Below are 12,940 nucleotides of genomic sequence, written 5' to 3'. Positions count from 1 at the left end.
TGGAGGACACACCATCGTGCCGATGCTCCGCGTCCACTCTTGATCAAGCGGCGCAGCGCAGATGTGTGACGCGGAGCGTCACGAAAGGCATTCCCACGCAGGAGCGTGAGGAACGATAGGTGTCAGTCAGGTCGATCCCTATCGTACCCATGCTCCGCGTGGGTATGCCGTTCTGGACGCTCTGCGTCCTCTCCTGATTATGTGACGCAGAGCGTCACGACAGGCATTTCCACGCTGGAGCGTGAGGAACGATGATGCCCGCAAGAACACCGTCGCACTTGGGCTCCACGTGAGTATCCATTGGCTTCTAGCGTGCTTCTATCCGCGCCAGCTCGGGCAGATCCCCCGACAACCCCAGCGCTTCGCGGACGAACAGCGCTTTGGCTTCGGGCATGCGGTTGACCATTTTCAGGCCGGTGTTGCGCAACCAGCGCAAGGGCAGCGGGTCGGCCTGGAACAGGCGTTCGAAGCCTTCCATCGCGGCCATCAGCGCGAGGTTGTGCGGCATACGGCGGCGCTCGTAGCGGCCCAGCACACGCAGGTCAGACCAGCGCTCGCCACGCCTTGCAGCATGGGTCAGCACTTCAGCCAGCACTGCGGCGTCGAGGAAACCGAGGTTCACGCCCTGCCCGGCCAGCGGGTGAATGGTGTGTGCCGCATCGCCAATCAACGCCAGCCCCCTGGCAACGTAACGCTTGGCATGACGCTGACGCAGCGGCACGCACAGGCGGCTATCGGCAGACAGCACCTGGCCCAGTCGTCCTTCGAATGCCTGCTCCAGTTCGCGGCAGAACAGGTCATCCTCCAGCGCCATCAGGCGCTCGGCTTCAGTAGGTGTGACTGACCAGACGATGGAGCACCAGTGCTCGCCCTCGCGCTCCAGCGGCAGAAAGGCCAGCGGCCCGTCATCGGTGAAACGCTGCCAGGCGGTTTTCCTGTGGGGGTCGGCGGTGCGCACACTGGTGACGATGGCGTGATGCAGGTAATCCCATTCACGCGTCGGCGTTTCGGTCAGGCGGCGCACGGCGGAATTGGCCCCATCGGCGGCCACCACCAGCGGTGCGCGCAGCTGACGACCATCGGCCAGGGTCAGCAACCAGTCATCGCCGGAGTGACGCATCTGTTCAAGCCGTGCATTGGCCAGCAGGCCGGTGTCGCTGGCATGCAGACGGTCAAGCAGCGCGTCCTGCACCACACGATTCTCGATGATGTGCCCCAGCACGTCGGCATGCACACTGGAGGCCGAGAAGTGAATCTGCCCGGTGCCGCTGCCATCCCAGACCTGCATATGCGCATACGGGCTGACGCGGCGCGCAGCGATGCCGTCCCACACGCCCAGCCGCTGGAGGATTCGCTGGCTGGCCGCCGACAGGGCGCTGACCCGCGGCTCGAAGCTCGACTGTTGATCAAACGGCTCGACGCTCAGCGGTCCACCGTCGACCACCAGCACATCAAGGCCGCTGCCCTGCAATGCCAAGGCAAGGGCACTGCCGACCATTCCGGCTCCGACAATCAGCACATCTGCGCGCGTTTCCATGGTCAAACCGTTCTCGCTTGCGGCCGAAGCCCAGTGTTTAAAGTGTGTGATTCACACATCGGATCGAGTCCCCAAGCCCATGGCCTGGCGGGCAAACCAGCGCTTGGCGGCAGGCAGCAGGTCCAGGCCCAGCAACCCGACGTTACGCCCGGTGGCAACCGCCGACCGGGAGCTGCCGAACAGGCGCGTCACCTTGTCGGAGAAGCCCACGGTCAATTGCTGATCCTGGCGCTGACGCTCACGGTAGAGCTGCAGGGTCGGCAGCTCGCCGGGCGGCGCGTCGCTGTCCAGCAGCGTCTCGGCCAGTGCGTCGGCGTCGCGCAAGGACAGATTGAACCCCTGTCCGGCGACCGGATGCAGGCTGTGCGCCGCGTTGCCCAGGATCACCAGATGCGAGCGCACCTGCTCTTCGGCCTCGATCAGTGCCAAGGGGTAGACATGCCGAGCACCGACCTGACGCAGCGTGCCCAGGCGATAGCCAAAGACGCCCTGCAGCTCTTCCAGAAAACTGCGGTCGTCCAGCTCGGCCAGACGCTGGGTATCGTTGCCCGGACGTGTCCAGACCAGCGCACAGCGGTTATCCGGCAATGGCAGCAGCGCCATCGGCCCGTCCTCGGTAAAACGTTCGAACGCCTGCCCGCAGTGAGCTTCGCTCGGCGTGATATTGGCAATCAGCGCATGCTGGTCGTAGGGCCGTTGCCGCACCCCGATACCCAACTGCTCGCGCAGGCTGGAACGGCCGCCGTCGGCCAGCACCGCCAGGTCGCAGTCAAGCTCGCTGTCGTCACTCAGCCTCAGGCGATAACCGTCGGCCAATGGCTGCATGTGTTTGACCTCGGCCGGCACACGCCAACTGACCACATCACGATCCAGCCCGGCCCACAGAGCCTGACCGAGCCAGGCGTTTTCGACCACATAGCCGAGCGCCGGAACGCCCTCTTCGAGCGCAGACAGGCGAGTGGCGCCGAAGCGACCCCGGTCCGACACCTGGATTTGCAGGATCGGCTCGGCGCGTCGAGAAATCTGCTGCCACAGGCCAAGCCGTTCATAGATGCGTCGCGAGCCGAACGACAGTGCCGAAGAACGCGCATCGTAGCTGGGCTGCCAGGCTTCACCCGGCGCGAAGGGTTCGATGAGCACGATTTTCCAGCCGCGCGCCTTGGCACCGGCCTGCAGCGACAGCGCAAGGCTTGCACCGACCAGTCCGCCACCGACGATGGCGATATTGAAGCGGCTCATGCGACCTGTTCCTGTGCCGCCGCCATCAGCGCCTCGATCTCGGCGACGGTCTTGGGCACGCCGCCGGACAGAATTTCACACCCCTGCCTGGTCACAACCACGTCATCCTCGATTCGCACACCAATACCTCGCCATTTCTTCGCGACTTCCAGATTGTCGGGGGATATGTAAATCCCGGGTTCAACGGTCAGCGTCATGCCGACCTCGAGTACGCGCCACTCGCCGCCGACCTTGTATTCGCCGACGTCGTGCACATCCATGCCCAGCCAGTGCCCGGCACGGTGCATGTAAAACATTTTGTAGGCCTCGCTTTCGATCAGCTCGCCAACGTCGCCGCGCAGCAGGCCCAGCTCGACCAGCCCGGCGGTAATCACCTTGACCGTCGCCTCGTGCGCCTGGTTCCAGTGCTTGTCGGGACCAATGGCCTCGAAGGCCGCATGCTGGGCCTTGAGCACCAGCTCGTAAATGGCTTTCTGCTCGGTGGAAAACCTGCCGTTCACCGGAAAGGTTCGGGTGATGTCACTGGCATAGCAATCGATTTCGCAGCCTGCGTCGATCAGCACCAGATCACCGTCCCTGAGCACCGCGTCGTTCTGCTGGTAATGCAGGATGCAACCGTTGCGCCCCGAAGCGACAATCGAGCCGTAGGCAGGCATCTTCGAACCGCCCTTGCGGAACTCGTAGTCCAGCTCGGCCTCCAGGCTGAATTCATGCAGCCCCGCGCGACAGGCCTGCATAGCGCGCACATGGGCCCGCGCGGAAATATCCGCCGCGCAACGCATGACTTTGATTTCCGCAGCGGACTTGTACAGGCGCATGTCGTGCAACAGGTGGTCCAGCGCCACGAACTCCTTGGGCGGCTGGGCACCGAGGTGCGCCTTGGAGCGAATCACGTTGATCCAGTCCATCAGGTGCCGGTCGAATTCAGGATTGCTACCCATCGCCGAATACACCCGATCCCGCCCTTCGATCAGGCCGGGCAGGATTTCGTCGATGTCATTGATGGGGAACGCATCGTCCGCACCGTACTCGCGGATTGCGCCTTCCTGTCCTGCACGCAGGCCTTCCCACAGCTCGCGCTCGGGATTGCGCTCGCGGCAGAACAATACGTACTCGCCGTATTCACGACCGGGGATCAGCACCACCACCGCTTCCGGCTCGGGAAAGCCGCTCAGGTACTGAAAGTCGCTGTCCTGCCGGTAGACGTGCTCGACGTCACGATTGCGAATGGCAACCGCAGCGGCAGGCAGGATGGCAATGCTGTCCGGCTCCATCTGAGCCATCAGAGCCTTGCGGCGGCGGGCGTACTCGGACTTCGGGATCTGAATCATGGGCAGCAGGCGTCCTGATGGAGTCCACCGGCTCGCGCTGTGGCACGCGCAGGCCGGTGTCGCAGTGATCGGCTATCAGTGCAGTGAAGGCTTGGGTTGCGGCGCGGACGGCTCGTTGAATTCAGTGAACAGCAGCAGCGGCGCTACGCGCATGTACTCCATGACTTCCATGTAGTCGGTTTCACCGTCTTCGGACTCTTCCAGCGCGTCCTGAACCTGGGCAATCGCCGCCAGATCCTCCAGAACCGCCTTGGCTTCAGTGCCCAGCGGCTTGTCGCCAATGGCCAGACCGAAACCTGCCAGGAACCCCTGACACCATTGGCCCAGCGCAGCAGCACGCTCGGTCAGCGGTTCGTCGTCGCCCGGCAGCAACAGCACGACGGTCATGTCGTCGCCGGTGAGCTCGCCCTTGACCATCTCTTGCAAGCCGACGAGCGCCTGACGGATATTGTCTTGCGGCTCGGTCTCGAGCAGGACCGACGCGTCGGCGAACCAGCCTTCGTTGTCGAAACCGGCACCTGCGCAACTGCGCCCCAGCAACAGGCCATGCAGCTCGGCAGGAGATACCTGGTGACCGCCACTGTTGAGCAGAGTGGCGAACGCTTTGTACGGAGAATTCTGAATGGGCATGGGTAGCTAGTCGCCAAACGGCGCAATGTCTAGAATGAAGGCCTTGTATCCTAGACTATCCGCGCGACAAGATCACCCGGACGGCGGTTCGAGCTTGAGCACAAGCATCGCTCCCCCTGCCATTCATCAGAAAGTATTCAGTGGAAAACAATGGAAGACACCGACCTGCAAGCGCTGATGAAACGTGTGGAGCTGCTCCTGAAGTATGCCGAGCAACTTAAAGGCCAAAACGCACTCTTATTAGCTCAGGAAAAGACCTGGCGCGAGGAACGTGCCCAACTGATTGAAAAAAACGAAATCGCCCGGCAGAAGGTCGAGTCAATGATTTCGCGCCTTAAAGCCCTGGAGCAAGACTCATGAGCAATGGCAACAGCGTCACCGTTCAGATCCTGGACAAAGAATATTCGATCATCTGCCCTCAGGAAGAGCGCACCAACCTGGTCAGCGCCGCCCGCTACCTGGATGGCAAGATGCGTGAGATCCGCAGCAGCGGCAAAGTCATCGGTGCCGATCGCATCGCCGTGATGGCTGCCCTGAACATCACTCACGACCTGCTGCACAAGGAACATCTGCCTGACGTACAGACCAGCGGTTCGACCCGCGAACAGGTCCGCGATCTGCTCGACAAGGTCGATCTGGTGCTGGCGACAGACACGCCCGGCACACCGGATTCAACTCGGGGCTGATTATTGCGGGGCATTTCTGTATACTCGCGCTGCTCCCTGGAGTGCTTGCCAGTCGGTCATGTCCCTGAGCCGATACGCACAACCACGGGGGTTGCACGTTGGGGTTGGTGTGCATGTCCGCTCGACGGAAAGCCTTAAAACCTCCTGCAATCTCCACCTTGAACTTTCGGGTTCAAGGGCTAAACCGACAGCGGTTCGTCGGGGAGTCCATATTCAGTTCGTTGCCAGCCCTGTTGTCTGGCAACGACGACCCCGCTCCGGCTTCAACCTCCTTTCCGGATCAGCCTGCATGACCTTCTGCTCATGATCAGCGCCCAATCACTTACTCGTCCGCAATTGCGCCGCCAGCTACGCAAGGCACGCAAAGCCCTGAGTCAACGCCAGCAACGCGAAGCCGCACGGGATATTTATCGTCAATTGGCGCAGCACCCGCTGTTTCGACGTGCCCGGCATGTTTCGCTGTACCTGCCGATGGATGGCGAGATCGACCCGCGGCTGTTGCTGCGCGAAGCCCAGCGCCGCGGCAAGGCAACCTATCTGCCGGTGCTCAACGCATGGCCGCGCACCCGCATGGTTTTTCAGCGCGTGCGTCCCGGCGAGACATTCATCCCCAACCGTTTCCGCATCCCCGAGCCGCGCATCGACCGGGCAAAGCAGCGCGCTATCTGGGCGCTCGATCTGATCCTGATGCCGTTGGTGGGTTTCGATGATGAAGGCGGTCGCCTGGGCATGGGCGGAGGTTTCTACGACCGCAGCCTGGCGTACCTGGCGCGCAGAACGACCTGGCGCAAACCCGTGTTACTGGGGTTGGCTCACGAGTGTCAGAAAGTCGATCGACTGGCGCAGGCCAGTTGGGATGTACCGCTGCAAGGCACGGTATCGGATAAAAGCTGGTATGTGACGCAGACACTCTGATCGTTCAGCCAACAAGGCTATCAACGATCAGAGTACAAACAGGGCTCAATGCCTGCCGGGGACTTTTTGCTGCTGCTGTGTGATCTCGACTGGAGCATCATCGTTGGTGGACCACAAGCTCTGTGCATAACCGGTTGTCACGACACCCAAGCCAAACAGAATAACCAGAATCCAGAGTAAATCAGGCTTGCGCTTCATTGACTGCCCTCCTTAGGCAAATCAATACGATGTCAGCATCGGCTTTGTGGAGGCCGCTGCAACAGCGTGGAACTTTAAAGGGCGGCATTTTGCGGTAACGTGAACCAGTACGCAAATAGTGGCGCGAACCGATTGTCGGTTTGTCATCAAACTGTTCGTCATACCGTAAACCTTTTGTCTGTGGAGTGAGCACAATGGCCTATTGGCTGATGAAGTCCGAGCCTGATGAATTCTCGATCAGCGACCTGCAACGACTGGGCAACGCTCGCTGGGACGGGGTGCGCAACTATCAGGCGCGTAATTTTCTGAGAGCCATGGCAGAGGGCGACGCGTTCTTTTTCTATCACTCCAGTTGCCCGGAGCCGGGCATCGCCGGCATCGGCAAAATCACCAGGTCAGCCTACCCGGACCCCACCGCACTGGACCCCGAGAGCCACTATCACGACGCCAAGGCCACGGAGGAAAAGAATCCGTGGAGTGCCATCGACGTCGAGTTCGTGGAGACCTTCAAGCGCGTGCTGGGGCTGGGTTATCTCAAGCAGCAAAGCCAACTGGAGCAACTGCCTCTGGTACAGAAAGGCAGCCGGCTCTCGGTCATGCCGGTCACCGCCGAACAATGGGCGGCGATCCTGGCATTGCGCTGACGGACGTTATTGAACGATGAAGTTATTGAACAGCAAGTCTTCGACAATCGGCTTGCCTTCTTCATCGTTCATGACGCGCTGAACCTGCTTGAGCGCTTCCTGACGAATGTTTTCCTTCGCTTCGGCGCTGCTCATGGAATCGACGGTCTGTTGAGTGAACAGCGACACCAGTTGATTGCGGATCAGTGCATCATTGCGCTTCACGGCAGCCTCGGCATCGGCACCGGTCACACGCAAGGCAATGTCAGCCTTGTAGACACGCAGCTTGGGGCCGCCATCGAGCGCGTAGTTACCCACGAACGGAGGCGTCAGCGAGACATAGGCCGCTTTCGGGGCACCCCCTTCTTCCTTGGCTTCCTCTTGCGCCATGACAGGCAATGACAAGGCCAGCAACATCAGAATCCACGCTTTCACAGTCCACTCCTTAATACGGTTTGCCACGTAGCTTACAGCTTATGTGTGCTTATCAGGCAGGGCCATGCTTGTTGACCCGGGAACCCGCTTAACTGACTTTATCGGCCATTACCGGAAAAGGAATAGCCCGATGAAAGCCCTGTTATGCAAAGCCTTCGGTCCTGCCAGCACACTGGTACTCGAAGACGTCCCCGGCCCCGCGATCAAAAAGAACGAAATTCTGCTCGACGTGCACGCCGCCGGGGTCAACTTTCCCGACACCTTGATCATCGAGGGCAAATACCAGTTCAAGCCGCCCTTCCCGTTCTCACCGGGGGGTGAGGCCGCAGGCGTGATAGCCGCCGTCGGGGAAAACGTCAGCCACCTGAAACCCGGCGACCGCGTCATGGCCCTCACTGGCTGGGGCAGCTTTGCCGAGCAGGTCGCCGTTACCCACTACAACGTACTGCCGATTCCACAGGGCATGGACTTCACCACGGCGGCCGCATTCAGCATGACCTACGGCACTTCCATGCACGCCCTCACACAACGCGCCCGCCTGCAACCCGGCGAAACCCTGCTGGTACTCGGCGCATCCGGCGGCGTCGGCCTGGCCGCCGTAGAAATCGGCAAAGCCCTCGGCGCCCGCGTCATCGCCGCCGCCAGCAGCGCAGAAAAACTCGAAGTCGCCAGAAACGCAGGCGCCGACGAACTGATCAACTACAGCGAAACCAGCCTCAAGGACGAAGTCAAACGCCTCACCCAAGGCAACGGCGCCGACGTGATCTACGACCCGGTCGGCGGCGACCTCTTCGACCAGGCCATCCGCAGCATCGCCTGGAACGGCCGCCTGCTGGTCGTCGGCTTCGCCAGCGGCCGCATCCCCGACCTGCCCGTCAACCTGACCCTGCTCAAGGGCGCCTCGGTGGTCGGCGTGTTCTGGGGCTCGTTTGCGCAGCAACAACCGCAGGACAATGCGGCGAACTTCAAGCAGCTGTTTGCGTGGTTTGAAGAAGGGAAATTGAAGCCACTGGTGTCGACGGTTTATCCGCTGGAAAGGGCTGGGGAGGCGATTGATTTGTTGCGGGGACGCAGGGCTGTGGGGAAGGTGGTGGTTTTTGTTACGAAGAGTCCTTAAACCCTATTTAAAAGCAGAAGATGCCTGAAAACGGCTGCGCATATGCGTCTTTTTATAGAGGCGCGCGTGACCATGTCCTTCCCTTACGCTTGGCGAAGGATCATAACGCTGCTCAGTAGGCATTTCAGCACCAGTAGCACATCTTGGCGAGGTGGAATGCTCGGGTATAACTAGTACATGTGGTAGTAGCTGAGTGTAGCCATTGGAGGGAGTATGGAGACGCATCACTTTCGGTGCAAAGGGAGGTGTGTAATGAAAAGTGAAGCTTTTACGTATATCAAAGATGCTATTCATGACTGGCTGTATATAGACCTAAGTTTAGACTCGGCAAGCGCCAGCGGCGCTACAAGTCAGATCACATACGAAACCCAATTTTCCGACTTAGCCAAGAAGTATGAAAAACCAGACCAAGTTGAGCTGGCAGCCGTTGCACTTTTAAAAATGAGACTTAGAGGCCTTGAAATGCCCGAAAAACTTAAAGACTTATATAACATCAAGGAGTGGCAAAGCCCGGACGGAGGATTATTCGGAAACCCTAATGATATTCACGGTGTGCTTGAGACCGAAATCAAAAACACTAAAACCGTCGGCGAACTTGCCGACCTTCTAAAGTAATTTTATAAGCCAATGCCGCTACTGAAGATGAGCATATAAGTTCATCCTCGCCCGAGTCATCGCCGCCGCCAGCAGCGCAGAAAACTCGAAGTCGCCAGAAACGCAGGCGGCGACCTCTTCGACCAGGCCATCCGCAGCATCGCCTGGACCGGCCGCCTGCCGACTGCTTGTATCGCCTTCTTCATCGGAAGGCAAACAAGGCAAATATACAAACTACCAAAATAGCATCATAAAATAACCACAGTGACTTTATTTCAGACAGCAAAAAAAGAACTTACCAAGCACTGTAACCCGATAAAACAACACACCATCCATATATAATTATGGGCTATTAGAAAAAAGCCTTTGTTAGCCTATCGCCATACAAACAAAAGGAAATTGTATGAGCGAGAATATGAGCAACGATGATCCTCCTGTAAAAAACATACTTGTCACTGAAGGCAACGATAAGAAAGCTGGAAAGACAGGATCAGACGGAAATCGGGATGGATTTGGCCACCGCTCCTGGAACGGCTCTGGTGGCGGCGGCAGCGTTGGTTTTGGTGGCTCAAAAAACAGAGGAGCCAGAAGGGCAGCGCTCGTTCGTGCCCGCGCAAAAAAGGAAGCCAAGGCCTTAGCTCGGCGGCAAGAAGCGGAACAAGCAGCTCACCAACTAAGGTTACAGGCTGAGGCACATGCCCAGGCAATGGCAGAAGCCGCCGAGCGAGAACGTATTGAAGCGCAAGTACGTGCACAGGCCGAAAAGGATCAGGCCCATCGACTGGCTCTTGAAGCGCTGACAAATGCATATCCATCGTTACAGTCTGGATTGGCACAAAAGTATTCACTGGCTTCTGCATCGCTGCCGAATACTCTTCAAAAAGAAATAGCGCCGGGTGATGACCTGAATGTTGATTACCCAGGCGACAAGCAGGCTCTTGAGCTTATACTTCAGAAAAAAACCAGGGTTAACTATTTAATTGCAATCAAACAACCGTTACTGGACGAGCGTCGCGCTCAGGCTCTGAGTCTCACCGGTCAAGAACTTGACCATGCTACACAAAAAGACCACCTGAACTATCTGGTGTACTACAGCCAAGGTGATCCTCCACGTGTGCAGCAGGCCCATGAAGCGTGGGTAAACGCTTTATCTCAAACCTACGAAGCAAAGCTTCTTGCCGAGTCGGTCACGCTGCTCAATGAACAATCAGCAGCGCTTTCCATGCGCCATGCTGAACTGTCGCTGGCCAATAAACCGGCGAGTCAGGAAGCACGACAGGCCGCTGGCATCGACAAGTTGTGGTCAGTTATTGCCCCCGCGTCAACTACCACCGCAGCACCAGGCATCAGAACCGTTGCGACCAACATCGCGAAGGATCAACTCATCAGGATTGCGACCAGAACATTGGGCAGCAATCTGGTTACGTTGCTGGCGATGTATCCACAACCGTTGGGCGACGCAGAACTGCCGCCCGCCGTTATCGCCACACCTCTGTCGCAGCTCAACCTGCCACCGCATATCGATCTGCACTACCTTGCCAGCGTCAAAGGCACGCTGGATGTGCCTCATCGACTGACATCCGATGAAGCTGGCACAAGCGCTACACGCTGGGTAGCTGCGGACGGTGTGAAAGTTGGTACCAAGGTTCGCGTAAGAACTTTCACCTATAACGCACAGAGCAATTCCTACGAGTTTATCCGTGACGGGGAATCGACACCGGCACTGATATGGACGCCAATAGCACGACCGGCGGACAGCTCGACAAGCTCACCCGCAGCACCACCCGTTTTGCCGGTAGATCCAGGCAACGTGGTGACACCTTTTGTACCCGAGCTTGAAGCTTACCCGGCGATTGATCGAGATGATCCTGATGATTACATTCTCATATCGCCGATTGATTCAGGGCTGCCGAATAGCTACCTGCTGTTCAAGGACCCGAGGTCGATTCCGGGGGTTGCGAGTGGGTTTGGTGAGGCGGTGACAGCTACCTGGCTGAGAGGGCCGACGGCAAGCCAACCAGCGCCGATTCCTTCCAGTGTTGCGGAAAAGCTGAGTGGACGACCATTCGCAAGTTTTGCCAAGTTAAGGGAAGCGATCTGGTTAGAGGTATCAAAAGACCCGGAGTTGAGCCGACATCTTGGAGAGTTAAACCTTCAGGAGCTATCAAACAAACGTGCACCTCGTGCCCCGCTAGCAGATCGAGTCGGCAAGCGCGTGAAATATGAAATCCATCACAAACACCGGGTCAGTGAAGGGGGATCAGTTTATGATCTGGACAACCTTATAATTATGACCCCTAAAGACCACATCCAGACTCACAGGAATAACCAATGAAACTGAAATCCAAACTGAGTGATTACACCGAAGCTGAGTTCATGGAAATTCTAAGTGAGCTTTTCACTGGCGTAAGCGAAACGAGAGAAGATGCCGAAGAGTACGTGAACAGCCTTGTCGACCACATTACAGAAGTGACAGAGCATCCGGAAAAATCGGACCTCCTGTATTACCCGCTCGAAGGCAGAGAGGATAGCGCCACAGGGGTTATGAAAGAAATTAAAGAATGGCGAGCAAAAAATGGCAAGCCAGGATTCAAAAGTTAAACACTTAACGCACGCTCATATTAACCAATATAAAAAGGAAATCGTCTATGGAAGAACTACATCATCATCTGCAACAATTAAGTGGCGATCTACAAGCCGAGATTGCAGCTTACGTCGGCGACTGGAGCGGGATGAACCATATAGAAATAGCCGACAAACACATACATGCCGCAAACCATCTGATCAGCAGTAAACGAGCACATCTGCAGCCGGAATATATCGAGCTTGCCAATACGCCTAAGGAAAAAATACGAGTTGCGCCCGGGAACGGCGGCCTTGCGGATTTGGTAGCCGAAGCGAGATCTTTCTTAGACAGCATTCTTGGTTTGGAGAACTTCAAGCGCAGCATCGAAGACCTATTTGCCAGGCTATTAGAACTTGATCGCCAACACGCTGAGCGCCTTGCCCTGGAAGCCCGAGCCGAAGAAGCCGCGCGCGCGCGAGCCGAGGCGGAAGAGGCGGCTCGCCGACTCGCGGAAGAACAGGCTGCGCAGCAGCGAGCCATAGAGGCAGCGTTCCAGCTTGCACAACGTCAGGTCGAAGAAGCCGAGCACGCATTGGCCCTACGCAACGCCGAGGAAGCTCGCGCTAAAGAGGCCGAATCCAACCGAGCGATAGAGATGACGTTCGGGCCTGAGGCGTCGCGAGAAATCGATAATGCGATCAAGGTGCTGAGAGGCACTATCGAAATCGCGATCACCGACTTCTCGAATACGATCAGCGCTCACGGAGCGCTCGACATGAGTCAGCTTGAAGCGATTCAAAATATGAGCGCTGTTCACTGATCATTTCGCTGGAGGTGCCGGGTCAAGTCAGCACTGCTTTGACACCGGCACCACACGATAGATCTGACATTCTCCGGCAAATAATCCACCTACCTGAAGGTCGGATCATTTGGTAACTGACGACGATATCCGGTTCAGACCTCCAAACTGAAACTCACTCAAAAGCAGGAGGATTACCTGAACTGTGGGAGCGAGCTTGCTCGCGAAGGCGTATTCACAGGGCAACAAACATTTTAGTTGCCATGCCCG

The 12,940-nt window shown here is 57.9% G+C and carries 15 protein-coding genes, 1 other RNA gene and 1 pseudogene; 11 read left to right on the top strand and 6 right to left on the bottom strand.

What is annotated here, in order from left to right; genetic code table 11:
• Positions 1-307: 307 nt before the first annotated feature.
• From LIX91_RS18140 to LIX91_RS18125, 4 genes are all read right to left on the bottom strand, one after another.
• Entirely contained in the window at positions 308-1,537 is a 1,230-nt protein-coding gene (locus tag LIX91_RS18140) for a 2-octaprenyl-3-methyl-6-methoxy-1,4-benzoquinol hydroxylase (RefSeq protein WP_003414148.1), read from the bottom strand.
• Positions 1,538-1,588: 51 nt separating this feature from the next.
• Positions 1,589-2,776, bottom strand: coding sequence for a 2-octaprenyl-6-methoxyphenyl hydroxylase (gene ubiH / locus LIX91_RS18135; protein ID WP_003414145.1), 1,188 nt, complete (start codon positions 2,774-2,776; stop codon positions 1,589-1,591).
• Positions 2,773-4,107, bottom strand: a complete 1,335-nt coding sequence (gene pepP, locus LIX91_RS18130) for a Xaa-Pro aminopeptidase (protein WP_003414143.1) — start codon at positions 4,105-4,107, stop codon at positions 2,773-2,775. The genes ubiH and pepP overlap by 4 nt, the downstream gene beginning before the upstream one ends.
• Positions 4,108-4,182: 75 nt before the next feature.
• On the bottom strand, positions 4,183-4,737 hold the full coding sequence (locus tag LIX91_RS18125) for a YecA family protein (protein WP_004414488.1): 555 nt from the start codon (positions 4,735-4,737) through the stop codon (positions 4,183-4,185).
• A gap of 150 nt (positions 4,738-4,887) precedes the next feature.
• Between LIX91_RS18125 and LIX91_RS18120 the strand changes: the two genes are divergently transcribed.
• The 4 genes from LIX91_RS18120 to LIX91_RS18105 all read left to right on the top strand — a co-directional run bounded on the left by LIX91_RS18120 (position 4,888) and on the right by LIX91_RS18105 (position 6,338).
• Positions 4,888-5,097: a TIGR02449 family protein gene (locus LIX91_RS18120; protein ID WP_002551573.1), complete on the top strand. Its 210-nt coding sequence runs from the start codon at positions 4,888-4,890 to the stop codon at positions 5,095-5,097.
• Entirely contained in the window at positions 5,094-5,423 is a 330-nt protein-coding gene (locus tag LIX91_RS18115) for a cell division protein ZapA (protein WP_003317331.1), read from the top strand. The genes LIX91_RS18120 and LIX91_RS18115 overlap by 4 nt, the downstream gene beginning before the upstream one ends.
• A gap of 30 nt (positions 5,424-5,453) precedes the next feature.
• Positions 5,454-5,632, top strand: a non-coding RNA gene (ssrS, locus tag LIX91_RS18110) — 6S RNA.
• A 94-nt stretch (positions 5,633-5,726) separates the two neighbouring features.
• On the top strand, positions 5,727-6,338 hold the full coding sequence (locus LIX91_RS18105) for a 5-formyltetrahydrofolate cyclo-ligase (RefSeq protein ID WP_226488893.1): 612 nt from the start codon (positions 5,727-5,729) through the stop codon (positions 6,336-6,338).
• Positions 6,339-6,383: 45 nt separating this feature from the next.
• On the opposite strand, the gene LIX91_RS18100 is transcribed toward LIX91_RS18105, so the two are convergent.
• Entirely contained in the window at positions 6,384-6,536 is a 153-nt protein-coding gene (locus tag LIX91_RS18100) for a hypothetical protein (RefSeq protein ID WP_226488892.1), read from the bottom strand.
• A gap of 194 nt (positions 6,537-6,730) precedes the next feature.
• Between LIX91_RS18100 and LIX91_RS18095 the strand changes: the two genes are divergently transcribed.
• Positions 6,731-7,180: an EVE domain-containing protein gene (locus LIX91_RS18095; RefSeq protein ID WP_226488891.1), complete on the top strand. Its 450-nt coding sequence runs from the start codon at positions 6,731-6,733 to the stop codon at positions 7,178-7,180.
• Between the two features lie 6 nt (positions 7,181-7,186).
• Here the strand turns inward: LIX91_RS18095 and LIX91_RS18090 are convergent, their stop codons facing one another.
• Positions 7,187-7,594, bottom strand: coding sequence for a flagellar basal body-associated protein FliL (locus tag LIX91_RS18090; protein ID WP_046237315.1), 408 nt, complete (start codon positions 7,592-7,594; stop codon positions 7,187-7,189).
• 130 nt (positions 7,595-7,724) lie between these two features.
• Here LIX91_RS18090 and LIX91_RS18085 point away from each other — a divergent pair, with 130 nt between their 5' ends.
• The 6 genes and pseudogenes from LIX91_RS18085 to LIX91_RS18065 all read left to right on the top strand — a co-directional run bounded on the left by LIX91_RS18085 (position 7,725) and on the right by LIX91_RS18065 (position 12,691).
• Positions 7,725-8,711 (top strand): NADPH:quinone oxidoreductase family protein, encoded by a 987-nt coding sequence (locus LIX91_RS18085; RefSeq protein WP_226488890.1) that lies wholly within the window; start codon positions 7,725-7,727, stop codon positions 8,709-8,711.
• Positions 8,712-8,963: 252 nt separating this feature from the next.
• Positions 8,964-9,326 carry a hypothetical protein gene (locus LIX91_RS25880; RefSeq protein ID WP_410524758.1) on the top strand — a complete coding sequence of 121 codons (363 nt, stop codon included), beginning with the start codon at positions 8,964-8,966 and terminating at the stop codon, positions 9,324-9,326.
• Between the two features lie 49 nt (positions 9,327-9,375).
• Positions 9,376-9,518: pseudogene (locus LIX91_RS25875) on the top strand (NADPH:quinone oxidoreductase family protein); the annotation flags it as partial.
• A gap of 493 nt (positions 9,519-10,011) precedes the next feature.
• Positions 10,012-11,640: an S-type pyocin domain-containing protein gene (locus LIX91_RS18075; protein WP_226488903.1), complete on the top strand. Its 1,629-nt coding sequence runs from the start codon at positions 10,012-10,014 to the stop codon at positions 11,638-11,640.
• On the top strand, positions 11,637-11,906 hold the full coding sequence (locus tag LIX91_RS18070) for a bacteriocin immunity protein (protein ID WP_226488889.1): 270 nt from the start codon (positions 11,637-11,639) through the stop codon (positions 11,904-11,906). Before LIX91_RS18075 ends, LIX91_RS18070 begins: the two co-directional genes overlap by 4 nt.
• 47 nt (positions 11,907-11,953) lie before the next feature.
• The gene (locus tag LIX91_RS18065; RefSeq protein ID WP_226488888.1) at positions 11,954-12,691 is read left to right on the top strand and encodes a hypothetical protein; all 738 of its coding nucleotides are present in this window, start codon (positions 11,954-11,956) and stop codon (positions 12,689-12,691) included.
• Positions 12,692-12,940 lie beyond the last annotated feature (249 nt).

The sequence above is a fragment of the Pseudomonas sp. B20 genome (assembly GCF_020515755.1).
GTDB lineage: Bacteria > Pseudomonadota > Gammaproteobacteria > Pseudomonadales > Pseudomonadaceae > Aquipseudomonas > Aquipseudomonas syringae.
This window is presented reverse-complemented; position numbering and strand designations above follow the sequence as displayed.

Bases quoted from the DNA above. Each gene is read 5' to 3' on its own strand.
- LIX91_RS18140 (WP_003414148.1), bottom strand. From the start codon at position 1,537: ATGGAAACGCGCGCAGATGTGCTGATTGTCGGAGCCGGAATGGTCGGC.
- ubiH (WP_003414145.1), bottom strand. From the start codon at position 2,776: ATGAGCCGCTTCAATATCGCCATCGTCGGTGGCGGACTGGTCGGTGCA.
- LIX91_RS18120 (WP_002551573.1), top strand. From the start codon at position 4,888: ATGGAAGACACCGACCTGCAAGCGCTGATGAAACGTGTGGAGCTGCTC.
- LIX91_RS18075 (WP_226488903.1), top strand. From the start codon at position 10,012: ATGGCAGAAGCCGCCGAGCGAGAACGTATTGAAGCGCAAGTACGTGCA.
- LIX91_RS18125 (WP_004414488.1), bottom strand. From the start codon at position 4,737: ATGCCCATTCAGAATTCTCCGTACAAAGCGTTCGCCACTCTGCTCAAC.
- LIX91_RS18085 (WP_226488890.1), top strand. From the start codon at position 7,725: ATGAAAGCCCTGTTATGCAAAGCCTTCGGTCCTGCCAGCACACTGGTA.
- LIX91_RS25880 (WP_410524758.1), top strand. From the start codon at position 8,964: ATGAAAAGTGAAGCTTTTACGTATATCAAAGATGCTATTCATGACTGG.
- LIX91_RS18095 (WP_226488891.1), top strand. From the start codon at position 6,731: ATGGCCTATTGGCTGATGAAGTCCGAGCCTGATGAATTCTCGATCAGC.
- LIX91_RS18100 (WP_226488892.1), bottom strand. From the start codon at position 6,536: ATGAAGCGCAAGCCTGATTTACTCTGGATTCTGGTTATTCTGTTTGGC.
- LIX91_RS18115 (WP_003317331.1), top strand. From the start codon at position 5,094: ATGAGCAATGGCAACAGCGTCACCGTTCAGATCCTGGACAAAGAATAT.
- pepP (WP_003414143.1), bottom strand. From the start codon at position 4,107: ATGATTCAGATCCCGAAGTCCGAGTACGCCCGCCGCCGCAAGGCTCTG.
- LIX91_RS18065 (WP_226488888.1), top strand. From the start codon at position 11,954: ATGGAAGAACTACATCATCATCTGCAACAATTAAGTGGCGATCTACAA.
- LIX91_RS18105 (WP_226488893.1), top strand. From the start codon at position 5,727: ATGATCAGCGCCCAATCACTTACTCGTCCGCAATTGCGCCGCCAGCTA.
- LIX91_RS18070 (WP_226488889.1), top strand. From the start codon at position 11,637: ATGAAACTGAAATCCAAACTGAGTGATTACACCGAAGCTGAGTTCATG.